This is a genomic window from Herbivorax alkaliphila, from assembly GCF_030848475.1.
GTDB lineage: Bacteria > Bacillota > Clostridia > Acetivibrionales > Acetivibrionaceae > Herbivorax.
On sequence record NZ_JAVDDS010000021.1, the window covers coordinates 35,410 to 60,007 of the forward strand.

Consider the following 24,598-nt stretch of genomic DNA (forward strand, 5'->3'; position numbering starts at 1 on the left):
TACTTTTAAAAATAGTATAACCACCGACTTTTATTATTAAAACACAATTTATAAGCTAATATCTTTCAAGTTATGTTAATTAGATTATTTTATCTAATTTTTAGATATTCTTTATTTTTTTAACTTCAGAAATGCCATAAAAGTAACGCCCTATTTTCAAGGAGAAAATCCCGATGATTTAATGGGTTTTAGACGATGAGAATCGGATATTATATCTTAGACATTAATAAGTTTGTTTGAATTTTCTTGAAAACTCAAGCATTTCTTCTGCGTGCTTTATTGTTATTTGAGAAATATTTTCTCCTCCTATAATTCTTGCTATTTCATTTTTAATTTCATCCCCCTCAAGTCTTGTCACAATTGTTTTAGTATTTTTTTCTTTTGTGATTTTTTGAATATAATAGTTACAATCTGCCATACAGGCTATCTGAGCTAAATGAGTAACAGAAATTACCTGATGGTTTCTTGATATGAAAGAAAGTTTTTCTCCAACCTTTTGTGCTGCTTTACCACTTATGCCTATGTCAATTTCATCAAATATCAATGTTGGCATTTTATCCACATTAGCAAGTATTGTTTTTATTGCAAGCATTATTCTTGACATTTCCCCACCTGAGGCTATTTTGGCTAAAGGCTTTAATGGCTCTCCTGCATTTGTAGAAATTAAAAACTCAACTTTATCAAGACCATTTTGATTATAGTTTATTTCACTTTTATCTTCCCTTTTGTCAAATTCAATCCTTACCTCAAACCTTGTGTTTTTCATTTCAAGTACATTTAATTCATAGCTTATTTTATCCTCTATTAGCTTTGCAGCTTTCTTCCTCTCTTGGTGTATGCTCTTTGCAAGAGTGTACAAACTATCATTTTCCTTTTTTAAATCATTGTTCAATTTATCCAATACTTCTTCATTGTTGATAATTTCATCCAATTGATTTTGAGCATTTTCCATATATATAAGTATATCTTCTATAGAGTCTCCATATTTCTTTTTAAGTTTATATATGGCACCTAATCGCTCTTCAACCTGTTCTAAAGCAGCAGGATTATACTCAATATTATCTCTTTTTGCCCTTACTTCAGAAACAATATCTTCAAGTTCGTAAGTAAGTGACTCAAGTCTTTCTGTTATTTCAATATATGTTTCATCATAGTCTTTAATATCATTAAGTCCAAAAACAACTTCATTAATCATATCTAAAGCTGATTTGCCTGTTTTTCTTCCTGAACCCAAAACTTCATATGCATCTGAAAAAACTTTAATTATTTTTTCAAAATTCAAAAGAATATCCTTTTCTTTTTCAAGCTGCTGCTCTTCACCCTTCTCAAGATTAGCACTTTTTACTTCATCTATCTGATATTTCAAAAGATCTATTTTTCTTTCTCTTTCACCACTATCTCCTAACAAGTCATTAATTTTCTTTTTAATTTTCTTATAGTTTTCTAAATGACTCAAATAGTTTTTCTTTAAATCTAGTATTTTCTCATTTGCAAGAGAGTCAAGCAAATCAATATGACTGTCAATTCTCAAAAGAGATTGATTGTCATGCTGTCCATGAACATCAATTAATCTTTCTCCAAATTTTCTAAGCATTGAAACTGTTGATATTTTTCCATTTATTCTGCAAGTATTTTTTCCTGATCTAGTAAATTCTCTTGATATTACCAAAACACCGTCCTCTTCAGGCTCAATGCCATAATACTCAAATAAATCCGATAATTGGTTTTCTTTTATTTCAAAAATTGCTTCAACTAATGCCTTGTTTTCTCCAGTTCTTATTAAGTCTCTTGAAAGCCTTTGTCCAATAATTGCATTAATTGAATCAATAATAATAGACTTACCTGCCCCTGTTTCACCAGTCAATACATTAAGTCCATCTCCTAATTCAATGCTCAATTTATCAATTATGGCAATATTTTGTATTTCTAATTGTCGAAGCACAGTAATACCTCACTTTATCTATTTTAATTGATATTCTCCTCTCCCCAAAGGAAGAAAGATTCTTGCTTCACAGAGCTACTTTATATAAACTCTCCAAAGCATTGTCGGTATGCCCTACCGAATTTTTATTTAAACCTTGCCTTATATTCTAAATAATTTATTCTATACATCATCTGAGCTTACTTTTGCCAGTTTTTTAAATTTGTCCACAAGCTCCTCTGCTATTTTTTCAGCCCTGCATATAATCATTATTGTATCATCACCAGCTATAGTGCCTATAATTTCTGCCCATTCCAAAGAGTCAATAGCTGATGCAGAAGCCTGTGCCATGCCTGGAAGCGTCTTTACAACCACAATATTATTTGCATAATCACTAGAAGCATACGACTTAGAAAATATAGTCATTAACCTATTTAGATATACATTACCCTCTTTAGAAAACGGAGCGTATTTATACCTACCATTAGGTGCTAAAACTTTAATCAACCTAAGTTCTTTTATATCTCTTGATATAGTAGCCTGAGTCACATCCATTCCAGCTTTTTTTAATCTGTCTGCTATTTCCTCTTGAGTCTCAATAACTTCATTTTCAATGATTTCAAGAATTTTAGCCTGTCTGTTATACTTCATTTCGTCTCATCTTCTTTCCTCTATCGTAAATTTTCCCTCTTAGCACTTCTAAAAAGTTTCTAGTATTTATCTTTATCATTTTAATAACCTTTGATGATTGTTTAGTTATTATCAAATCTCCCCCTCTAATTTCATAGCCAATTTGTCCATCAACAGTGACCATTGCTTCATGGTCATAATCCTCATCCACTATAACTTTAACTACTTTATCTTTTGTTGCTATAAATGACCTTGAATAGAGAAGGTGAGGACAAATGGGAGTAATTATAATAATCCCTGCATCAGGCTGTACAATTGGACCTCCTGCCGAAAGAGAATATGCTGTCGAACCTGTAGGCGTAGACACTATAAGTCCATCTCCTGGAAACATATCCATGAAATTCTCGTCGACATACGTCCGAAGATGCAAAATTCTAGATAATGCACCTCTTGACACAACCACATCATTTAATACAACATCTTTTGCAATAACAGTATTGTTTCTAATTATTTCAGTTTCTAAAAGCATTCTTTTTTCAATGTTATAATCACCTGTAACTATCTTTCTTACAGCAATATCAATTTCATTTTTGTCAACATCAGCTAAAAAACCTAAATTACCAAGATTAATTCCAATAATAGGTATATCTCTTTTTAATATCATCCTTGAAGTCTTTAAAAATGATCCATCTCCTCCTAAGCAGACAATAATATCTGACATCTCAATTAAAGATTCTTCACTGATATTATTATCTCCAAGACCCAAGTTTTTAGCTATTTTTTCGGAAACAATATATTTTGCACCATTTTTCTTTATACTGTCTAAAAGAATTTTAGTATGTTTTAAATCTTCATCTTTTCTAACATTTACAACAACACCTATGTTCATCATGTAATACCTCTTGTATATAAAATCATTCTAATTAATTATATATAATTAATTACTAAAGTACAACGTTTACATTTTACTAAGATATATTTTATCTGTATATAAATCAATTAATCCTTTTCCCTTAGAAGGAAAATAAAACTCTATTCCAATACTTTTTACATCATCTAAATCTGGCACTTTGGACAAATCTAATTTTAAAACAGTCTCATCAGATGCACTAATATCTACAAAATCAGAAGTAGCCCACTCCCATTTGCTTCCTGTTCTTATAAAAAGTCTTGCCATTACCTTTCCCTCATAGAATCTTGATTTTTCTTCTTTTACCACTGCACACAGTGCCTTTTGATCAGTAAAGTCTAAATTACAATGCTTAAATAAAACCATTTTGGATTTGTGCCAAATTCTTACTCTGCTTCTCAGTGAATGTTCTCCAGAAGCAGCCCAATCAGTTGTTACGCTAAGATTTGGCCCATACCATCTGTTAACATCACCATTTTCCCAATCTTCCAAAACTGTTATTGTATTTTCTATGGGAGTTGGCTCTGGCGTTGGTTTTTGTGTCGGTTCTGGCGTTGGTTCTGGCGTTGGTTCTGGTGTCGGTTTTGGCGTTGGCTTTAGCGTTGGTTCTGGCGTTGGTTTTTGTGTCGGCTCTGGCGTTGGTTCTGGCCTTGGCATATCAATTTCAATTATACTTTTTACGTCATTATTATTTTCAATATCTACAATTTCTAATAATTCATATATATTTTTTTCACGAACTATATCAAGTGATATATCCAGTTCACTTTTTGCCTGTTGATAAATAACATATCTCCCCATTGATACCTTAGATTCTAAGGATTCATTTCTTGTTTTTTCATCAACAACAACAGCTTTGATTTTTGTATTTTCAATTTCAGCTGTATAAAAAATATCACTTATATTTAACAATTCATTAAAAAATTCTTGTTTTACCTCATAATTATTTTTATTATTAAATGACACAGAGATGAAAACCATTAACTCTTCTCCATATGAGTTTTCTCTACTTTTATAGTCTTTTAAAATAGTTTTTAACGCATCTTCAAAAAAAACATTGTTTAACTCCAAAGCTTTAATCTTTTTTATAGCATCATCACTTAACGATGTAACATTATTTACCACCCCAGTTTTATCTATGGTAAAGGCAAAACTAGGATTTATATCAACATCTACATAAATATAATCTTTTTCATTTGTCCCCATAAAAAATTGAAACAAAACAAAAACCAGTATAAAAGAAGTACAAGCTGCAGCTATTCCAAGAAACTTTTTTGTTTTCTTATTTTCATAATTATTCTCTTTTTCATCAATATTAAATTCTTTATTAATTTCTCTTTGAGAGTCATATGCAATTTCATTTTTGGTAATAGATGAAGTAAAAACATCCACTATAATATCTTCTGCTAAAAAATAAACTTTTTCTCCAACATTCATTCTTTTTTGCAATCTAATTCGTACAACTTCATAATCCTTTGTCATTATTATTGCTTCATCATCTATTACTTTAATTATCTTTCCGCTGTATGCCATGCAGTCACCTTCTTATATAAAACTTTATATTAAAATAGACTAAGTAAATTAATAGTTTTCTTAAGCCTATCTAAAAATCATCAATAATGTAAAGAATATACTTTTTAATCTGGGCACAGTCTTTAGAATTAACTTCCCCATCTCTGTTCACATCTGCAGCAAGTTTCCCCACTTCACTTGGAAACTCGTCAATAATACCTAAAACATATCTTTGCATTAGTATATAGTCAGTCGAATCTACAACACCATCTCCATTTACATCTCCGTACTTAAAAATACTGTCAACTTCAACAACTTCTATTGCATCAGAAATGGTATCAGGTAAAATAAAAGAGGTTACATTTTTTCTTCCTCCTAAAACTATTATACTATTTTTTGAAACAGCTAGCCTTATACCATTTCTCTTTGTGAGATTTAGTTCGCTTTTATACCACATGTCAGTACCCGAATGATAAAACATAATACCAACGCCATTCTGATGTCGTGTAACTGCATATATTTTATCATTTAATGTTACAGTATCCATAGCAGTATAGTTTTCATGTAAAGGTGTTTTTTCTTTCCACTCCTTAGTTATTGTATTATACGCCATACAAACATTATCAACATTAAATCCTCCCATACCTTCACCAATTCCGCTTAATATATCTCTTCCTCTTTTTCCTCCTATAAAATAAATCTCATCCTCTAAAGCAACTGTTCTAAAATAACGCCAGTTAAAATCTTTTTCAAGCACAGTTGTTATAGTGTTGCTGGAAGGATTATATTTTTGAATTCTAATTTCTTTAGCATCTTCCACATTATTACTTTCATCACCATTCTCATCATCCTCAAATTCCAATTCATTGTGTTCAATAATGTAAATTTTGTTATTTACTGTTATTATGTCTCTTACATTTTCATAATTAATATCTTTCAAATAAGTCCATTGGTCTTTCATTGGATTATATTTTTCAATAATTCCTGTAATTTTTTTATTTTCTTCAGATTCTTCCCCTTCAATTTCCCCATTAGGTTCTTTATCTTTAATAATTTTTCTCACTGTATATATTTCTTCATCAAACTCTGTAGCATAAATAAGACTTACAGTTTCTCCAGACAATTCAGATTTTGACTCCCATATATCTTTATCGGAATCATATTCATATAAAGTATTAACATAGCCTTCTGAAGGTTGATAACCTCCAATTACATATATTTTGTCATTTAATGATGCTGTTCGAAAGGAACGTTTATCAATAGGCATAGCTTTATTAAGAAAGCACTCTTTTAGATTGGAAGTATCTTTTTCAATTTTTACCGGGCCAAAATCTACAGACTCATTGGAAAAATTGTATGGAATAACTTCTTCATAAAAATACTCTTTCTCATTATATAAGTCTATAAATTTAAGTTCTTTTAAGACTCCTTCATTTCCTGCACCTTCATCAACAATACTAAAATACCAATTCAGATACTGATTATCATACATCTCATATAAATGTGTAAGGTCAAAAACAAAGGTCGCGTCACAGGCATTTGAAGTACCATCAAATCCTAATTCTCCAATAGATCTAAGTGGATATTTATTTATTGAATTTGGATCGAAAATAGATACTGGATGATATGTATTAAAATTTGAAACTCCAAATAATTTTTTAATATTATATCTATCAGGCGTATTCATTGTATACTCGACTAATAATTTGGGCGTATAATCAGTTCTTGCAGTTATCCAATAGGCATAATTATTATACCGCCATACATTTCTTCTTTCGGGCACAGAAGGACTGTCTTCAACAGCTGAAACTTTATTTAATGCATCATATGCCAGCCATACAAACCCTTCATTTGAGTACCATGTAAAATCAGTATTAGTAAATTCTAAAACTTCGTCTGTTCCCCATGAATTAGCAACTTTAAATGCACCTTTTTCCCCTGGATCAACCTTTCCATTGCCATTAATGTCAACCCATATGTCATCATCATAACCTACTATAGTCATAACATGTCCGTCTACAGTCATACTGGATTTTCCACTGGCATATGCTATATGTTCACCTTCAAAGGGACTATCATAATTATTTAATGGATTATTTCCAACAGTATCAAAATTCCACCCGGTAATATTTGTTTCAAACACTAAAACATGTCCATTATTTAAAAGCTGCTTTATTTGGGTCAAGCTTTCACTTTCTGGAGTTTGCACTGGTGTATCTGAATTCTTTTCATCCCAAACTTCCAGTTTTCCATAGTCTTCAATTCTGTAATTTAAGGCATTTCTCCAAATTTGTGCATCAGTAGGCCATTCAAGATAATTTTGAGGATCACTGTCATCATTTATATATGGAAAATCACTCCACAAAGCCGCTCCTGAATCCATAAAAAGCCTATATGAATCAAAAACAGACATACTAGAGTTTTGGCCTGCATTTGTAAGATTAAATGTCCATTTTGGAGAAAACTTTTTTATGTTATCAGAATCATTTTTAACATCCCATCCTTTTTCCATGGCAATGGTATGTGTTAATTGATAATATGTAGTATTAAATGCTGCACAGGAACCTAACGAACCTTGATCACCTATAGGTGGAAAGGATTTTAAAACGCTGTTGTCCACCGCAGAAGGAAGTAATTGCTTTGAATGCTCTGCTGGATTTGACTCATCTACTGTAAAAATAGATATTTCGTCTGTATTCTCTTTTTCTTCTTTTAATCTTTTTATGGCTAAATCATTAGGAACTACTTCCTGTAAATTAAATACATTATCTTTTATCCACTCATAATTTTCCATACAAATTTCTGAATATCCTGATACAAATTCTCGCATATTTGATTTTTCTATACTACTGTTTGTAGCATCTACATCATTAGATTTATTTTGCACAAAAATAAAAGCTAAAAAAATAAAAAAGATTAAAAATTTTTTTAAAACTCTGTGCCTCATCTTACCAACAATCTCCCATCAAAATATAATTCCCCTAATGAATGGCTAAAAATAACATCCGTTTCTTACCTCCTAAAATCCTTTAAATCATAAGGATTTTATCCTTGAGAAGAATAGGGCGTTATTTCTAAGACCTTCCTAACTTAATAATAACATATTTAAGCATTTGTAACTACAAATTTTATAATCTAAAAAACTGTCAACCCATTACGGAAAATCAACTCTTTCGATATTTAAGCATTATTTGAAACAATATCCTTTCCCAATGAATATAAAAGTTTCACATCCATTTTTAAGGCATCAGAAACCAGCCATTCCCCAGCTCCAACAGGATTATTCCTGTCTAAAATAGGAAATTTTGTATTAAAAATCTCAAAAACTTCATACTCTAATTCTTCAAAATCCCTATTGCTCAACTCTAGTTTCTTATCTAATTTAAAAAAATCAATAAAGCCTTTTTTTCTTTTTTCATATATGTCCATCAGTAAATCCTTCAAAATAACATGTATGTAGTTCTCTGCTATGCTAGAAAGAAATGAGGAACTGTTGTCTGTATCTTTTAAATCCTCTATATCATTACCTAATGCTATTTCAAACTCACATAAAAAATCTCCAAGTTCATGATACTGGTTTATATCATAATCTCCAGCTTCTTCAATTTGGTCAGTTTTATCATTATATTCATATTTTTTTTCAAATAGTATTATACGCACAAAATTCTCTGCCACATCTTTTATAAATATATCCATTTTTTCTTTTATTCTTTTTTTAAATTTAAAATATATCCATTCATAAGTTATCACTGACTTTAACTTATTTTTTATAAACTCTATATCTTTTTCTTCTAAAATATTTCTTAAATCCTCAGTTTTTAAATAGGCTCTTATTATAAACATAGGATTTTTATCAATAAGTTTTAATATAACATCCCTTAGTTCATAACTTTCAATTGTGTTATCAGCTATTTTCTCCTTTATCTCCTCAGGAAATTGCCTTAAAAGGCCGCTTCTCATTTTGTAAAAACTCTCCCTTCTAATTAACATCTAAAAGTTTAAATCCTGATTTTGTGTCTAAAAGTCTTTTTGCATCAGTTTCAAGTATTTCATATATTATTACTTCTCCTACCAGCCATGTTTCAACACCTTCTCTAAGACATCCAGTTATGGTTACATTATCCCTTCCTAAGGCTCCGTGAATGTGTAATATACTTTTACCACTTTTATCTGGAGCAACTAAACCTGATGCAAGAACTTCATGTGCCTGATTAATTGGATAGCTCATTTTTGATGGCGGCATTTCAGTTGATACTTTAGGACCCACAACAACACTTCCTTTTCCCACACCGCCAAACATTGTAACATGTGCCACTTTTATACCATTTTCATCTGCAAATTGCTCTATACATTTAGGCACTACATCTTTATCTTCTAATCGTAATATAAACACTCTTCCAATTTTACCCTCAGAAACTTTCATTAATATCATTCTCCTGTTTTTGTAATTATTCTACTGCTTCTATAGTTTCACAATCAGGTGTTTCTATATCCTCACATTCAAATTTAAAAATTTTTTTTCTTTTTGCCCATAGATACATTGCAATATTAAATAAAACATAAATAATTGCAGGAACTATCAAGCCAAAAGGATTATTTTTAAATTCTATTGCCTTTGCCGAAAAATATACTGAAATTATTGTTCCAGGCAACAGGCCCCACAAGCTTCCTATGAAAAAATCCTTTAATTTCACATTGCTTACTCCACACATAATACTAATTATAGAAAAAGGTAGAACTGGCAACATTTGCATGTTTGCCACAATTAAAACTCCATTTTTCTCAATACGATCAGGTATATTAAATCTAGCGTTCCACTTATTGCTATATAATTTTTTTAACACACCTGCCATCAAGTCTCTTCCAAGGCTTCTATATATTAAAAAACTAACATTAGCAGCAACATTACATGCTATCCAGACAACAAGCACCCCTGGCCAAATCCCAAAGAGTAATCCTCCACCCATCTTTACCCAGGAAATAGGTATAAAAACTAATGTGGTAAGGATGGTACCTAATGTATAAATAACATATGCATAAGGATTGTTCTTAATTGATTCAATCCAATTAGCAAATGTCGCTATATTTTCACTAGAAACCATTGTGTAAATAAATATAATAAAACCCAACAAAAGCACACTTGAAACAACTTTGACAATATTTATTTTATTGTTCATTAAATAAGCCTCTTATAAATTATTTTTATGCTCCTTAATATACTATCATATCTTTTTAAAAAAATCATTGTTTCCAGATAATCTTGACAAAAAAAAACTTTGTTGTATAATGAATGTGATTATACTTAGTAGTAGCTTAGTTAAATTCAGTAGATAATTCATCAAGAAAGTTCTCTTGATATAAGCAAGTAAAACTATATTAATAAAACAGGAGATTCATTATGAAAGCTTCTAAAATAATTATATTTATCAATACATTAATTCTCATTTTATGCGTGCCTGGTTTTATATTTTTAAACCGCTACCTATCTGAGCATGATTCACAAACTGAGCAACCCCAAATTACATCTATACCAAGTAAAGATATCACTGACAACAAAGAACATTCTCAGGATAATACTACAGATGATGGTAAAACCACTGATGATGAAATTGAGGAAGAAATTCAAAAAGAAATTGAAATTGTATCAGAGGCTCTTCCTTCTAATCATGATTTTACTTGGGATGTCTTAAAAAACAGCACAATTCTTGAAAACTACAAAAATGAACAATATATTGATTTTGACTCTTATGAAAAATACAATAATGTAAAAGGTATAACAACTTTTAGAGGAAATAACTACAGAAACACTGCAAGTTATGGATATGTAGATGCAACTAAAGAAAAACTTGAAAAAGTATGGAATATAAATATAGGACACATAGATTCTTGGACAGGAGTTGGATGGAACGGTCAACCTGTCATAGTTAAATGGGAAGATACCTTGAGGGAAAAAATGAATTTGTATAATGATAAAAAAAACCTAGATAATTTAAAAGAAGTTATCTACGGCACACTAGACGGTAATATTTATTTTTTGGATTTAGATGACGGATCATATACCAGAGATCCAATAAATGTAGGTGCCCCTCTAAAGGGCAGTGTGACAGTTGACCCTAGAGGATATCCTCTTTTATATTCAGGTCAGGGTGTAGATGTAGTTGGTGACACAAGAGTCAAAATAGGTTTTAGAATATTTAGCCTCATAGATCAAGAATTGTTATATTTCCTCGATGGTATAGATCAAAATTCCTATAGATTGTGGGGAGCCTTTGATTCTACTCCTCTTCTTCACGAAAAAACTGATACTTTATTTGAATGTGGTGAAAATGGTCTTGTTTACTCTATTAAACTAAATACAAACTATGATATTGATAAAGGCAAAATATCTATTGATCCTGATGTAAAAAAATATAGATACACTTCTCCTGTGGACAAAAGACTTGGAATAGAAAGTTCTATTGCAGCATATAAAAATTATGGATACTTTGCAGATAACAGTGGTACTTTTACATGTATTGATTTAAACACCCTTACACCGGTATGGGTAAGAAATGTAACTGACGATACTGATAGTACACCTGCAATAGAAGACAAAGGTGGTTCAGATGTATTTGTTTATACTGCAAATGAAGTGGATTTACAAGGAGAAGGTGGATATAGCTATGTTCGAAAACTAAATGCCCTGTCAGGTGAACTAATATGGGAAAAAGGATATGAATGTACATACAATTCCCGTCTTGCTGGTGGTGCTTTAGCTTCCCCTGTTATTGGCAAAGAGGACATTGATAATCTTGTTATCTATAAGCTCTCAAGAGCATATAAACAAAATGGTGGAAAATTAATTGCTCTTGACAAAGAAACTGGTGATGAAGTTTGGGTTTTAGATATGGACTTCTATTCTTGGAGTTCACCAGTAGATGTTTACACTAAAGATGGAAAATCATATATTATTCAATGTGACTCTGGTGGAAATATGTTCTTAATAGAAGGTACTACAGGCAAAATACTTGATAAAATACCTCTTGGTGCAAATGTAGAAGGCTCACCTGCTGTTTATGATGATATGATTGTAGTAGGTACTAGAGGTCAACAAATATGGGGTGTAAAAATAAAGTAAATTTTACTTTATCTAAGAGTAGAAAATATAAAAAAAAACCCATGCATTCTATGAAAGGTGGGAGAATACATGGGAATGTTTAGGGGAGTAAACTATATATATAAAACTATTATCACTTGATTCACATTATATATCGTATCAGATTTAAAATAACATTAGTCTTTTTTTTAATTTTTTTAAATTAATTTTTTAAAAATAATCTTAAATAACTTCAGTAATAAAAATCATTTCATCAGTTATATCTATATTGACATTCTTTTTAAAGCTTTTGTCCTCATCTACATTCCATACTGTGTCACAAATATAAACACCTTTTTTAATCTCTTTTAAAGACAAAATTTCAAGAACATTTTCAAAACCTTTATTTTGTATAGCCTCCATTATTTCAGTGGAATTTTGAAAAAAAGAATACTCAATATAATCAGTTATTTTTCTTAGATACTCCATTAATTCAGGTGCTTTCATGCTAAAATTCTCCTTTCAATTATTTTTTATATTTTAATAATGTAACTCTTTTATGTATTAACCTCTCATAAAGATATCGGAAATATTACTTGTACATATTAGACTATGTTTAAACAAAAAAAGAGCCCTTACAAAACCTGAATCATTCATTTGGCTTTGTTTTGGCTCTTTATCTTATTCTAAGGCTGCACCTTCTATAAGGTGAAATTGAGTCTCCACCTGAAACCTCGATGTTTAGCTTTAGCTAAACCAGTTCACACTATTCACATTCAAACTCTGGTATACCTTCTACAATAACATCTTGATTAATTCCAAGTTTATCAATTATATCTTCAAATAATGACAACTCAACAACTGATACAGAAAGAGTTATTTCTTCTGGCTCCTCTCCGCTTATATCTGTTACCGTAACATTTGATACTTCTAATATATCGATATCGTAATTTAAATTTTTCAACAAAATACATGATTGCAGTGTATTATCTTCAAGCTCACATGGCCTTAGTTGATTGTCAAATTCAGAAAACGGAACAGTAACAGTATAAGTAAATGATTGATAATCATTTACATCAGCATAATTAATCATCAATGTCTCATAAGGAGTTTCTACATTTTGACGCTGAATAACTGGTATACCAGTTTCATCAATTACAGTATCCTCAACAAATGCTTTTGTAACTTCTGGATTGTATTGATTAAAGCTAGACAAATCATTTGGAAGAGTCAAAACTTCAAATGTATTGTCTTCATATTCAACTAATAATACAAGCTGGAATCTCAATATAACTTTTGATTTTGATGTACAAATTAAAGTGTTTTGTGGATACTTCTCAGCTATAACACGCTTACACAATCTCAAACATTTTACTGGTACTTCTTCTTCATTCTGTCTGTTAATTATATAAAGTTTAAGAGGAGCTTTTTCTCCGGTACCTTCTCCATTTTCAGCATTTGTGTATTTTTCTTGAAATAATTGCTGTAGATTTGTAAGAACTTTCTTTGCTAAAACTCGCTTGACAAAAAGATCAAGTGGTTGAGTGTCAGGTAATTCTCTTTTTGCTTCATCCATAATATTACCACCTTTCAATCGATAATCAGTCGTTCAATGACTTATTTAGTTAACATTTTTTAAATTGTTACGCATGTATTAAGACTTAAGCTATTAACTAAATAATAGATTTACTAATATAGCATATGTAACTGATAATAGTTTGGTACCATAATATATACAAAAACTTCAACCCTTATTTTATACCAATGTTTTTAAATATCTTTTTTATACCCGCATCTTTATTATTGTTTTTATCTTCTTCTGATTCTTTTGACAGCACCATCATCAAATGTTTTAATTCCTCTAACCTTTTGGTTACTTCCCACTTAAATTTTTCTGTTTCATATAATACTTTTGAGGACTCTGTATTTATTACTTTTTCTATATTTTCATTGAGTTCTTTTATATTTTTCTTAAGCCCTAAAACATTAGCTTTTAATTCAGTATAGTCATTAATTAATTTTTTATATTTTTCATCTAATAAATCAAACCCTTTATCTTCTTTTTCCACTGTTTTTTTTTCACAATTATTTGTTTTTGTACTATTATAAATTGTTTGAATTTTTGAACTTTTATTTGATTTTGACAATAACTTACCTGATGATATATTATTATCCGATGTCTCCCGAACAATAGGTATCCAGCCGCTTTTAAACTCATTACTTTTTTTCATAAATAATCACCTTTTTTTGAAGTTATAATACAATATATGAAATATAGAAAAAATGGTTATACATTATTTTGATAAATTAGCTTGTATAAAAATGTATACAAGCCTTTATGGGGAAAGCCAAAATGAAATGAACCTCTTATATAATGCTTCGAATTTTAGATTTAACTCTATTAAAAATTCCTTTTTTGTGACTTTGAAATAATAATTTTTCAACCTTTTCTTTTTGACTTAAAGCCTCTTTATATCTTTGTTTCTCTAAATCAACTTCTTCCTCGAGTCCATTTATTATTCTATTTTTTTCTATTATTTCTTTTTTTAATTTTTCTGTTTTTTCAGCTGATTTGTCTAAAAACAACTTGTTTTTTTCATTTTCTTTTTTAAGTTCATAAACATTATTTTTAAGGACATTCACCTGATTTTCCCTAGTTTTTAGTTTTGTTTGAAGATTACTATTGCTATTATGAAGATTTGTAGCCTTTTCTACAACATCAAAAAGACTCATTTCAGCTTGTATCAAACTTCCTGTCACATTATCTATTAAGCTGTTATCAGCTTTCAAATTAAATCTACTTTGAAATTTGTCATTGATTTTAATGCTATTTTTAGTAACCAAATTTCCCTCTTCTACATATATCTCATTTTCTTGAAGTAAAAAACTTTCAATTGTACAATAAATTGATATGGAAAATTCATTAATATGTAAATCTATATCTGTCAAATAATTTACATTTTTTAAACGATTTAAAATCTTAACATCTAAATCAGTCTCTATAACCGCATCATACATTTCTTGTTCAAATTGATAATTTTTCTTTATCTTTTCTGATATAATATCATACTCTCTTTTAAACCCTTTTCCTTCAATGTATTCGTATACTATTACAAGGTCAAAGGTAATCTTTATATTTATTTTTTTGCTTATATAATAAGAGTTATCTTTTATATTTCTTGCTTCACAAAGAACTATATTATTTATAATTCTATCTTTATACATGTCTCTTTTTAGTTCTTTGTGAAGCATTAACTCTTTTTCTATAACATACCTTCCAGCTACTACATTGGCCATTATTTTCATATAGATACACATACCTTTTTAAAATACTATTTTATATCAAAATGACTTCCACCCTTTAACCCTATTAGCTTTGGTATACCATGAATGTCTATTATATAATTATGATATTAATAATATATAAAATTATGATATTTATTCTTTATCTGAAATTAATACGTCACCCCTCTCAATAAAATAACCTTTGAATTTAATAGTAGCAAAATTATATAAATTGCATTGGTCAGAGCAAAACTTTTTATCAGTAATTTTATAATTTTTTTCAAAAATATAATCGACAAAATTCCCCTCTAAAGGTATGCACCCATATATCTCCTTTAAAAAACTTATCATGTTTTTATTGCCATTATGTTTGTATACTATGTTTTTCTCTATTAAAATTTTAAGTCTAAGTTTTTTCCCACAAACGCTAAAACTTAATTTGTCTATGACATCGCTTACATCCTCAACATCAAAGTTTTTATTAATACCTGAAACATTTGCAAAAACTATTTCTGCATGTATTCTCTCCTTTATAATAGCTGCAAACAAATCAATATTCTTTCTGAAAATTTTCTGAAAATCTTTAAAACCCACATTTCTTTCTACAGAATTTAAAAACACATCATGTCTTATTGGTATATCTGTAAAAAGCACTGGTAATATAAATTTTTTATGATATCCCTCTTTTATGAATTCTACAGTATAAATTCCCGGCAGCAAATTTAAAAAATATTCGCCATTTAATATTTTTTGTTCTATAATTTTACATGTACTGTCATAAATATTTACTTTAACATCATTAAGTAGCATCCCTGTAGAGGCATCAACCACTTTTCCGTATAAACCTGTCTTTTCATGGTGATATATTGGTTTAACTTCCACTCCCTCATCAGATACTAATTCTGTAGGGTTTACATTTCCCCCTGATGCCATAGCTGTATTAATTACCTGTAATCCCTCATTTACAAAATAACCCAAAAGATTTATTTCCATTTGTTCTGTCTCACCAGCTTCTAAATGCCCTACATCCCACATAATACTTCCTTGTTCAAAATCTATTGAAACGTCTCCCTTTGTCACATTTATACTTGGAAAACCCTCTTCTAACAATAGTTCACCATTTAATTGATCCATAACAACTACATTAAATGCCTTAATCTGTGATAAATTACTTATTTCAATAAGTAATTTCCACCTTTCATTTTGGCATACTTTACTTATAAGCGGTCCTTCTATAATGCCCTTTGTAATTTGTACAAAAGATAGCGGTACACTTACCATTACCCCTTTATCAAGTACTGGTCCTGCCGCCAATGCGTTGTCAGCAGATGCATTGGCGAAATTTGTAAATTTAAATCCAGGTGAAGTAAATTCCCCTGTAATCTCCACTGTAATTGTCTCAGAATCTCCCTGATCGATACTTCCTACCTCCCATGTTAATGTAGAAGTGCCGGCATCATAAATATAAGAACCTTTTGATAAAACCACTGATTCTGGAGCAATAATTCCAAGTTCACTATTTAGTACATCCGTTACCACAACATTTTCTGCCGTTATATTGGTTTGGGTAATATTTGTAACTGTAATTTCAAAAACCCATGTATATTCAGTATCTACATCAATGGTTTGAGGACTCACAGGCCCTGACACTATATTTTTTATAATTGAAAGCTCTGCCATCACCATATTGACAACAACAAATTTATCATGTACTGAATCTACCTCTGGAGCATTATCCGATGTACCTTTGGCTATATTAAAAGTCTTCTGTCCTGGTAAATAAAAAATCCCTTCCACCTCAATGGTCAAAGTTTCTTGCTGCCCTGGATTTAAATTTCCAACTTCCCACGTTATATCATAATCCACAATACTTGCCGATCCAGTAGAAGCACTTAAATTCACACTTAAATTCTTAAGCTGGTTGTTTAATTGGTCATACACCACTAAATTTTCTACAGTAACATTTGATACATTTTCAACTGTCAATTCAACAGTCCAGCTTCCCATCACTGCCTGATCAATTTCTAACGGACCTGTAAGAGATTTTGTCAATGTGAATACAGGAGCATCTGGTTCTGTTACAACAATTCCAGAGTCTGCAACAGGCCCTGCTGGTGTTGTATTAATTCCTTCTGCAATAGCACTATCTAGTATCTTATGTCCTTGACTGTCAAATTTAGCAGTAATGGTAATTTCAATGCTCTCGCTGCTTAAGCCCTCTATATTTCCTACATTCCATATAACTTTAGGAGCAGAATAGGAGGCAGTTCCCAATGTAGCATTTAAAGAAATTGATAGAGTATTTGCAATGTCACTATTTATTGTATCTTCTAAAACAACATTTATGGCATCAACTGATGTGGTATTGGTTATAGTCAACTTTAAAACCCATGTTGCTAAAACGCCTTTATCTATTGTCAAAGGTCCACTTACTATTTCTTTTTCAACTGTTAAAAGGGTCATTTGAGGCATATTTACCAAATCTCCGCACAGATACTCTTTTCTCTGACTTTGATCCTGTGTTGCTGTAAAGTAACAAAATCTATAAACTGAAGTATCAAGATTTAATTGCTGAAAGGATGAAATTGGCACTTTAAAGTCTAAGAAAAAGTCTGGATCTGGATTTACCGCACAGGGAAATTCTGAATCTGCTCTTATGACCCTTACATTATCTCCTAATACTATTGGAACATTATACACAAGACTTCCAAAGGGATTAATAACCTGCAGCATATCAGCAGCACCCCTTGAGTTTATAAAAACTGTATAATTTAATCCTCCTGCAAAAACCAGTTCCACGCCCCATGCAAACGGAAAAAATCTATCTTGTGCTCTTAATGGTGACTGATTTAGTCTCATTCTAAAACAAATGTCTCTTCCTTCTTCTCCTATAGGATTTAGAAAATAATACAGGGAAGGAAAAGTAACATTTCCAACTATATCTGTAGCACATGGATTGACATCATTAGCAGGTGCAATTATAGGCATACCTTCACTGGTATAAATTATCCACTGATTATCACTAATAGGAAACATGAATTCACCTTCTTTTTAATGTTTTATATATACTATTCTTTAAAGATTAAGTTTGCTAACAAAGTTAAGTGAATTGTCAATATATTATGTTAACACAAAAGAACTTACTTCCATATAATATTATCAAGAAAACAATTATGAAGGTGATAAAAAATGAATTCAAAAAAATATATAAAAACAACTATAATAATAAAATCAGAAAAAAACATCCCCGCTAGAACAGCAATAGTTCCCAATGAATTTATTGATAAACTAAAAAATTATACTAATACAACAATAACCTTTGGACAAAAAAAGTTTCCTGTTAAATTTATTCCCGGAGAAAAAAAAGATTTAATTGAATTATCCAGTGATGTTATCGAAAATTTAAATATATATGAAGGTACTAAAATTTTATCAAAGCTAGAAGAAGGAGATTTAAAATTAGGTCCTTTAGTAGGTGTATTTATAAATGCTAAAGCACTTAGATACCTTAAAAGAGGTAGACCTACCATAAAAACAGCTGAAATGATTCATTCTGCAATGAAATCTAAAGTAGCTTTATATTTCTTTTCTATAGATAGTACAAACTTTTTAAACGACACTGTTAATGCTATGTGTTTTAATCCTAAAACACATGAGTGGGAAAAAAAGATTATGCCTTCTCCTGATATTTTATATGACAGAGGAGGAGGTTTTAGCCGCAAAGGTCGAATCAAAGCAAACTTTTTAAGAAAAAAAATATCCCATATAAAGAAAGTTAACGCTCAACACTACTTTGATAAACTGGATTTGCATGAAAGTCTATCAAAATATCAAGAAATGCTTCCTCATATTCCTGAAACTATTTCCTGTAATAAAAATACAAATAATATATCTTATATGCTGGAAAAACACTCGGTAATATACTTAAAAAAACTTAGAGGAAGTACAGGAAAAGGTATTATAAGAGTAAGAAAAAAAGGTGAGTCTCTTTGTGAATGCTCATACTTTTCAACTGGATATGTAAAAGAATATGCAAAGTCAATAAATGAACTGGAGTTATTAATAAATAAAGAACTTAAAGATAATAATTTCATAATTCAACAGGGAATAGATGTGTTGACTTATAAAGATAATAAGATAGATTTGCGTGTTTTGGCTCAAAAGGACATTAGTGGAAAGTGGCAGATAACCAGTATACCAGTCCGTTTTGCAATAAATGACTGTCCAATAACAAGTACAAGAAGTGGTGCTAGAGTTTACACTTTTGAAAACGCTTTTTATGATATTTTAAAATATCATAAAGATCAAGTAGAAAGTATAAGGTCAGACATATTAAAGTTAACCTTTACTTCTATAAAAATACTTGAAAAAGAATATGGAAACTTTGGTGAGATAGGAATTGATATTGCAATAGATAAAAATCACCATCCATGGTTTATAGAATCAAATGCCAAGCCAGCCAAAGACACTATCTTAATTAGCGGCTCTAGGCTTGACATTGAAAAAGCTTTTGATATGCCCTTTGAATACTGCAAATATCTCATGGGCTATTGTAACCCAAAAAATAACTACTGGGATGGCTGGTGGACTGAAGAAGAAATATATGAAGAAGATGATGAAGAATAACTAAGTCATTACTAACTCTACTTCTCTGATATCATTGCCACAACTTCTGCCCTGGTAACAGGCTTATCTGGTCTAAATGTTCCATCTGGGTATCCTTTTACCCAACCTTCCTGATGAGCCTTTATTATCAGATCTTCTGCCCAGTGACCATGTAAGTCCAAAAAGCGTTCTGTGTTGCTTTGTAAGTAGTTTATAATTTCATCAAAGGGAAAAAGTTCTCCCGGACAGTTTACTCTGTCTATCTTATTTACCTCATTATGACCTATAATTCTTTCTCTTGTAGGTTCTATTCTAAAATTGAATTTATCATAAACATATTCTATTATGTAGTGGTGAAGTATTTTACTAGACTCTAATTGGGCAGCAGTCAATTCTCCCTTAGTTTCACTATAAAATCCTTCATGCTCTACGCTTACAGAATACCAATTAGGACTAATTGATTCTCCTTTTTTAAGCACTAGACTAGAAGTTGCATTTTCTATACCACCAGTTAAACCATTTGCCCATGCACTATCTTCAATATCTACAAATTGATATACCTTTCCCTCTCTGTCAACTGCAAAATGAGATGAACTTACGTCATTGCCCTCATTAGTAAACCAGTTTATCACACTTGATATTGTTCCTTCTGAGATATGATTAACAATCATTTCAGGAACCTGCCCTCTTCTACTTGACCTGTTAGTATTAGAATTTCCAACAAAAGTAATGTTTTTATCTGCCCATGCCTGCAATTCTTTATTCATTGTCCCCTCCTAAATTTTTTTAATTATTAGCTTATTTCTAATAATATTCAAAATATATTTAGAAAGTGCATGACAACAAACATCATTCATTTTTTCTTTTTTCTCTTTGACAGCCACTCTTTAACTTTTGTTTCGTATCCATTTTCTGTAGGATTATAATAAACTGTACCTATCATTTCTTTAGGCAAATATTCTTGTTCCACTATATTATCAGCATAATTGTGGGCATATTTATACCCTTTTCCGTATCCTAAATCTTTCATTCCTTTTGCCGGTGCATTTCTTAGATGCATAGGAACTTCCCCAGTTCTTTTATTTTCCACATCACTTAGAGCCTTGTCTATTGCTAAATATGATGAATTTGACTTAGGACTTGTAGCAACAGCTACAGCCGCCTGCGAAAGTATTATTCTAGCTTCTGGCATTCCAATCATATGCACAGCCTGAGCTGCTGAGACAGCAATTTGTAGTGCCATAGGATTTGCCATGCCAACATCTTCAGATGCACATATTATTATCCTTCTTGCTAAAAACATAACATCTTCACCTGCATAAAGAGCTCTTGCAAGATAAAATACAGTAGCATCCGGGTCACTTCCCCTCATAGATTTAATAAATGCACTGATATTGTCATAATGCCCTTCTCCAGATTTATCAAATCTTACAGCTTTTTTACCTACACATTCCTGTATCAAATCCATATCAATATAAAACTTTCCATCAGCATTCATAGAAGACGTTAAAACAGAAAGCTCAATGGCATTTAGAGCAATCCTAGCATCACCACTTGATACTTCTGAAAGAAAATTCAAAACATCATCATCTATAATAATATCAAGTTTTCCCAATCCTCGTTCCTTATCTTTTATTGCATGTTTTATTATTTTTAAAATTGCCTCTTTTTCCAATGGCTTTAACATAAAAACAGAGGATCTAGAAATTAATGCTTTATTTACTTCAAAATATGGATTTTCAGTTGTGGCACCTACAAGAATTATTGTACCATCTTCTACAAACGGAAGAAGAGCATCCTGTTGGGCTTTATTAAACCTATGTATCTCGTCAATAAACAATACTGTTTTACCACTTTGATTAAAGATAGGGTTTTTTGTATCTGCAACAATTCTCTTTATATCAGAAACTCCAGAGGTAACAGCATTTAACTTTTCAAAGTTAGATTTTGTAACATTTGCAATGACCCTTGCAAGAGAGGTTTTTCCCGTACCAGGCGGGCCAAAAAATATAACTGATTTTATTCTATCTGCTTTTATCATTCTGTATAAAAGCTTCCCCTTTCCCACTATTTCCTCTTGTCCAAAAAATTCTTCCAATGTCTTAGGTTTCATTCTATGAGCTAGAGGCTCTTTTTTTTCTATCATAAAAACATCCTTTCCAAAATTTAAAATACGTTTTACTTTCCTTTAAATCCATAATAAAATAATTTTCCTAAATCAACTCTTAAATTTGTATCCATAGGTTTTGATAAAATGCCTTTAAAAGCTTCAATATAAATTAAAATAGCTTCATTTGAAAGGTTTTTATCTATGTCACCTTCTTTTTTACCCTGCACAACAAGAGACATAAAAACAGGTTTTAACTTTTTTTCATAATAATCGCCTGTGTATTCCTGCATAATTGAATAAGAGTTGATGATATAATTAAAAAACTTTCCACTTAGATTTCTTGCAATATCCATTTTAAAATCATAAAATCTTTCAAGCTTTTCTTTAAAATTCAATTCACTTTCCATAAGTTTTTTTATTTTTTCTAAATTTTTATCTACAAAATCAAAAAATACTTGTTTTACAAGCTCTTCTTTGCTCCCAAAGTAGTTATAAATGGTAACTTTTGAAACGTTAGCTTTTTTAGCCACATCTACAATTTTCACATTATTTATTCCATAATCATTAAACATATCAAATGCTGTATCTATGATACATTTCATTTTCTCTTTTTTACGTTTATCAAATCCATTCATATTTCATTACCTCCAGCATATCTTATAATACCAAAGTTTTTGAACTAATTCAATCATAAAGTTCAAAATTCTATTGACAAAATAATAACAAAAGTGTATTATGAACTTATTAAGTTTAAAAGTTCATTTTTTACTGTGTTGGTGTTTTTTATACTGTTTTAAATTGAAAAATCTCTCTATTTAATTTAAAAGTTATTCTTTAAAAGGAGTTGATGTAATGATAGAAGTAAAAGAACTCTCAAAAGTTTATTCTAATGGAAAAGGTGTTTTTGATGTTGATTTTAAAGTGGAAAAAGGTGAGGTTTTTGGTTTTTTAGGACCTAATGGTGCAGGTAAAACCACCACAATCAGAAACCTTTTAGGATTTACAAATCCGACAAAAGGAAGCTGTAGCATTAAAGGACTTGACTGTCGTGAAAAAGCTTCACATATACAAAAAATTCTCGGCTATGTTCCAGGTGAAATAGCTTTTTTTGACAATATGACAGGTCTGCAATTTATGAATTTCATAGCTGATATGAGAGGCAAAGACAGCATTAAAAGAAGGGATTATTTAATTGAACTTTTTGAATTAGAAAGCGACCGTAAAATCCGTAAAATGTCAAAGGGTATGAAACAAAAAGTTGGTCTTATAACTGCCTTTATGCACGATCCTGAAATTATCATTTTAGATGAACCCACCAGCGGTCTAGATCCTCTTATGCAGCGTCGTTTTGTACAATTGATAAAAGAAGAAAAGAAACGTAAAAAGACAATTCTAATGTCCTCTCACATATTTGATGAAGTTGACCGCACCTGTGAGCGTGTTGCAATTATACGTGAGGGCAGAATTGTAGCTATAGAAAATATATCAGCTTTAAAATCATCTCTTAAGAAAAGTTATTTTGTAACTGTATCAAATGATTCTGACATAGAGAAAATTAAATCCAGTGGATTAGAGTATAACATCATTGATGAAAACAGTTTAGAAATTTTTATAAGTAATAATTATCAAAAATTATTTGAAACACTTACCCAATGTCATGTTAAAGACTTAGATACATCCTCACAGACTTTAGAACAAATATTTATACGTTATTACAGTAAGGAGGAAAATTAAATGTCTTGGACTTTATTTAAAACAAATATGAAAACAAATAGATTTATATGGATAGTATTAACCTGTATTTTTTGCTTTTATTTTGCAACTATAATTGCAATGTTTGACCCAGAAGGAACAGAAGCTCTTGACGAAATGCTAGATATGCTTCCTGAAAGCATGATAAGAGCATTTGGTTTTGATGAATTTGGTTCAACACTTTTAACCTTTATTAGTAGCTATATGTATGGTTTTTTGGTGCTTCTTTTTCCCATGGTGCTCTCAATTGTCATCAATCACCGTATGATTGCTGCACATGTTGACAAGGGCAGCATGGCGTATTTGCTCTCTACTCCAAATTCACGAATTAAAATTGCTCTTACTCAAGCTGTATTCGGATTAACTTCAATAACGCTGTTTTTCACTGTAACAACTTCCTTTGCCATAGTTATTTCTCAGACTATGTTTCCAGGTCTTTTGGATATAGGTAAATTTATTGTGCTAAATGTTTATGCTCTTTTAATGTACTATGCAATTGGAGGTATTGGCTTTTTTGCATCCTGTATATCTAACGAAAGTAAGTTAAGTCTTAGCATTGGAGTAGGAATTCCAGTAGGCTTTTTAGTACTCCAGATGCTAGGAGGTGTAGACGAAAAATTAACCTGGATTAAGAATTTATCACTATATGCACTTTTCAATCCAGACAAACTTATTGAAGGCAGCAACTTTGCCTATATTGGAATGGCTACATTTGTGCTTATTGCAGCTTTTCTCTACATTGCTGGAATATCAATATTCAACAAACGAGATTTGCCAGTTTAATAATATATTTAAGGA

At 30.6% G+C, this 24,598-nt stretch carries 20 protein-coding genes; 4 read left to right on the plus strand and 16 right to left on the minus strand.

Translation table 11 applies throughout. The features are described from left to right. Positions 1-223 precede the first annotated feature (223 nt). The 8 genes from recN to RBH29_RS09430 form a co-directional block, all read right to left on the minus strand. Entirely contained in the window at positions 224-1,942 is a 1,719-nt protein-coding gene (gene recN, locus RBH29_RS09395) for a DNA repair protein RecN (protein ID WP_306696554.1), read from the minus strand. 162 nt (positions 1,943-2,104) lie between these two features. Further along, the gene (locus RBH29_RS09400; protein WP_306696555.1) at positions 2,105-2,572 is read right to left on the minus strand and encodes an arginine repressor; all 468 of its coding nucleotides are present in this window, start codon (positions 2,570-2,572) and stop codon (positions 2,105-2,107) included. Next, on the minus strand, positions 2,562-3,443 hold the full coding sequence (locus RBH29_RS09405) for an NAD(+)/NADH kinase (RefSeq protein WP_306696556.1): 882 nt from the start codon (positions 3,441-3,443) through the stop codon (positions 2,562-2,564). The genes RBH29_RS09400 and RBH29_RS09405 overlap by 11 nt, the downstream gene beginning before the upstream one ends. A gap of 66 nt (positions 3,444-3,509) precedes the next feature. After that, positions 3,510-4,994, minus strand: a complete 1,485-nt coding sequence (locus RBH29_RS09410; RefSeq protein WP_306696557.1) for an anti-sigma factor domain-containing protein — start codon at positions 4,992-4,994, stop codon at positions 3,510-3,512. A 70-nt stretch (positions 4,995-5,064) separates the two neighbouring features. Then, positions 5,065-7,920, minus strand: coding sequence for a dockerin type I domain-containing protein (locus tag RBH29_RS09415; RefSeq protein ID WP_306696558.1), 2,856 nt, complete (start codon positions 7,918-7,920; stop codon positions 5,065-5,067). Positions 7,921-8,153: 233 nt separating this feature from the next. Then, the gene (locus RBH29_RS09420) at positions 8,154-8,933 is read right to left on the minus strand and encodes a hypothetical protein (protein WP_306696559.1); all 780 of its coding nucleotides are present in this window, start codon (positions 8,931-8,933) and stop codon (positions 8,154-8,156) included. A gap of 19 nt (positions 8,934-8,952) precedes the next feature. Further along, positions 8,953-9,396 carry a PPC domain-containing DNA-binding protein gene (locus RBH29_RS09425; protein WP_306696560.1) on the minus strand — a complete coding sequence of 148 codons (444 nt, stop codon included), beginning with the start codon at positions 9,394-9,396 and terminating at the stop codon, positions 8,953-8,955. Positions 9,397-9,421: 25 nt separating this feature from the next. Next, a complete protein-coding gene (locus RBH29_RS09430) occupies positions 9,422-10,150 on the minus strand; it encodes a TVP38/TMEM64 family protein (RefSeq protein ID WP_306696561.1) in 729 nt (242 codons plus the stop codon). 221 nt (positions 10,151-10,371) lie between these two features. Between RBH29_RS09430 and RBH29_RS09435 the strand changes: the two genes are divergently transcribed. Continuing rightward, on the plus strand, positions 10,372-12,090 hold the full coding sequence (locus RBH29_RS09435) for an outer membrane protein assembly factor BamB family protein (RefSeq protein ID WP_306696562.1): 1,719 nt from the start codon (positions 10,372-10,374) through the stop codon (positions 12,088-12,090). A 201-nt stretch (positions 12,091-12,291) separates the two neighbouring features. On the opposite strand, the gene RBH29_RS09440 is transcribed toward RBH29_RS09435, so the two are convergent. The 5 genes from RBH29_RS09440 to RBH29_RS09460 form a co-directional block, all read right to left on the minus strand. Next, the gene (locus RBH29_RS09440) at positions 12,292-12,555 is read right to left on the minus strand and encodes a hypothetical protein (protein WP_306696563.1); all 264 of its coding nucleotides are present in this window, start codon (positions 12,553-12,555) and stop codon (positions 12,292-12,294) included. A gap of 259 nt (positions 12,556-12,814) precedes the next feature. Next, on the minus strand, positions 12,815-13,624 hold the full coding sequence (locus tag RBH29_RS09445; RefSeq protein ID WP_306696564.1) for a hypothetical protein: 810 nt from the start codon (positions 13,622-13,624) through the stop codon (positions 12,815-12,817). Positions 13,625-13,799: 175 nt separating this feature from the next. After that, positions 13,800-14,279, minus strand: coding sequence for a hypothetical protein (locus RBH29_RS09450; protein WP_306696565.1), 480 nt, complete (start codon positions 14,277-14,279; stop codon positions 13,800-13,802). Positions 14,280-14,415: 136 nt separating this feature from the next. Continuing rightward, positions 14,416-15,354 carry a hypothetical protein gene (locus RBH29_RS09455; RefSeq protein WP_306696566.1) on the minus strand — a complete coding sequence of 313 codons (939 nt, stop codon included), beginning with the start codon at positions 15,352-15,354 and terminating at the stop codon, positions 14,416-14,418. 132 nt (positions 15,355-15,486) lie between these two features. Next, on the minus strand, positions 15,487-18,369 hold the full coding sequence (locus tag RBH29_RS09460; protein WP_306696567.1) for a DUF11 domain-containing protein: 2,883 nt from the start codon (positions 18,367-18,369) through the stop codon (positions 15,487-15,489). 153 nt (positions 18,370-18,522) lie between these two features. On the opposite strand from RBH29_RS09460, the gene RBH29_RS09465 reads away from it, so the two are divergent. Next, on the plus strand, positions 18,523-19,959 hold the full coding sequence (locus RBH29_RS09465; RefSeq protein ID WP_306696568.1) for a YheC/YheD family endospore coat-associated protein: 1,437 nt from the start codon (positions 18,523-18,525) through the stop codon (positions 19,957-19,959). A 17-nt stretch (positions 19,960-19,976) separates the two neighbouring features. Here the strand turns inward: RBH29_RS09465 and RBH29_RS09470 are convergent, their stop codons facing one another. The 3 genes from RBH29_RS09470 to RBH29_RS09480 form a co-directional block, all read right to left on the minus strand. Then, the gene (locus tag RBH29_RS09470; protein WP_306696569.1) at positions 19,977-20,705 is read right to left on the minus strand and encodes an N-acetylmuramoyl-L-alanine amidase; all 729 of its coding nucleotides are present in this window, start codon (positions 20,703-20,705) and stop codon (positions 19,977-19,979) included. An 86-nt stretch (positions 20,706-20,791) separates the two neighbouring features. Further along, complete coding sequence (locus RBH29_RS09475; protein WP_306696570.1) at positions 20,792-22,084, minus strand: replication-associated recombination protein A; 1,293 nt, start codon at positions 22,082-22,084, stop codon at positions 20,792-20,794. Positions 22,085-22,116: 32 nt separating this feature from the next. Then, positions 22,117-22,683 (minus strand): TetR/AcrR family transcriptional regulator, encoded by a 567-nt coding sequence (locus RBH29_RS09480; RefSeq protein WP_306696571.1) that lies wholly within the window; start codon positions 22,681-22,683, stop codon positions 22,117-22,119. Positions 22,684-22,900: 217 nt separating this feature from the next. Between RBH29_RS09480 and RBH29_RS09485 the strand changes: the two genes are divergently transcribed. Together RBH29_RS09485 and RBH29_RS09490 are read left to right on the plus strand one after the other, a co-directional pair. After that, a complete protein-coding gene (locus tag RBH29_RS09485; RefSeq protein WP_306696572.1) occupies positions 22,901-23,782 on the plus strand; it encodes an ABC transporter ATP-binding protein in 882 nt (293 codons plus the stop codon). Then, positions 23,783-24,583, plus strand: coding sequence for an ABC transporter permease subunit (locus RBH29_RS09490; RefSeq protein WP_306696573.1), 801 nt, complete (start codon positions 23,783-23,785; stop codon positions 24,581-24,583). The last annotated feature ends 15 nt before the right edge of the window (positions 24,584-24,598 follow it).

Coding starts and splice junctions, on each gene's coding strand:
- RBH29_RS09400 (WP_306696555.1), bottom strand. CDS start 2,572: ATGAAGTATAACAGACAGGCTAAAATTCTTGAAATCATTGAAAATGAA.
- RBH29_RS09405 (WP_306696556.1), bottom strand. CDS start 3,443: ATGATGAACATAGGTGTTGTTGTAAATGTTAGAAAAGATGAAGATTTA.
- RBH29_RS09410 (WP_306696557.1), bottom strand. CDS start 4,994: ATGGCATACAGCGGAAAGATAATTAAAGTAATAGATGATGAAGCAATA.
- RBH29_RS09415 (WP_306696558.1), bottom strand. CDS start 7,920: ATGAGGCACAGAGTTTTAAAAAAATTTTTAATCTTTTTTATTTTTTTA.
- RBH29_RS09420 (WP_306696559.1), bottom strand. CDS start 8,933: ATGAGAAGCGGCCTTTTAAGGCAATTTCCTGAGGAGATAAAGGAGAAA.
- RBH29_RS09425 (WP_306696560.1), bottom strand. CDS start 9,396: ATGAAAGTTTCTGAGGGTAAAATTGGAAGAGTGTTTATATTACGATTA.
- RBH29_RS09430 (WP_306696561.1), bottom strand. CDS start 10,150: ATGAACAATAAAATAAATATTGTCAAAGTTGTTTCAAGTGTGCTTTTG.
- RBH29_RS09435 (WP_306696562.1), top strand. CDS start 10,372: ATGAAAGCTTCTAAAATAATTATATTTATCAATACATTAATTCTCATT.
- RBH29_RS09440 (WP_306696563.1), bottom strand. CDS start 12,555: ATGAAAGCACCTGAATTAATGGAGTATCTAAGAAAAATAACTGATTAT.
- RBH29_RS09445 (WP_306696564.1), bottom strand. CDS start 13,624: ATGGATGAAGCAAAAAGAGAATTACCTGACACTCAACCACTTGATCTT.
- RBH29_RS09450 (WP_306696565.1), bottom strand. CDS start 14,279: ATGAAAAAAAGTAATGAGTTTAAAAGCGGCTGGATACCTATTGTTCGG.
- RBH29_RS09455 (WP_306696566.1), bottom strand. CDS start 15,354: ATGAAAATAATGGCCAATGTAGTAGCTGGAAGGTATGTTATAGAAAAA.
- RBH29_RS09460 (WP_306696567.1), bottom strand. CDS start 18,369: ATGTTTCCTATTAGTGATAATCAGTGGATAATTTATACCAGTGAAGGT.
- RBH29_RS09465 (WP_306696568.1), top strand. CDS start 18,523: ATGAATTCAAAAAAATATATAAAAACAACTATAATAATAAAATCAGAA.
- RBH29_RS09470 (WP_306696569.1), bottom strand. CDS start 20,705: ATGAATAAAGAATTGCAGGCATGGGCAGATAAAAACATTACTTTTGTT.
- RBH29_RS09475 (WP_306696570.1), bottom strand. CDS start 22,084: ATGATAGAAAAAAAAGAGCCTCTAGCTCATAGAATGAAACCTAAGACA.
- RBH29_RS09480 (WP_306696571.1), bottom strand. CDS start 22,683: ATGAATGGATTTGATAAACGTAAAAAAGAGAAAATGAAATGTATCATA.
- RBH29_RS09485 (WP_306696572.1), top strand. CDS start 22,901: ATGATAGAAGTAAAAGAACTCTCAAAAGTTTATTCTAATGGAAAAGGT.
- RBH29_RS09490 (WP_306696573.1), top strand. CDS start 23,783: ATGTCTTGGACTTTATTTAAAACAAATATGAAAACAAATAGATTTATA.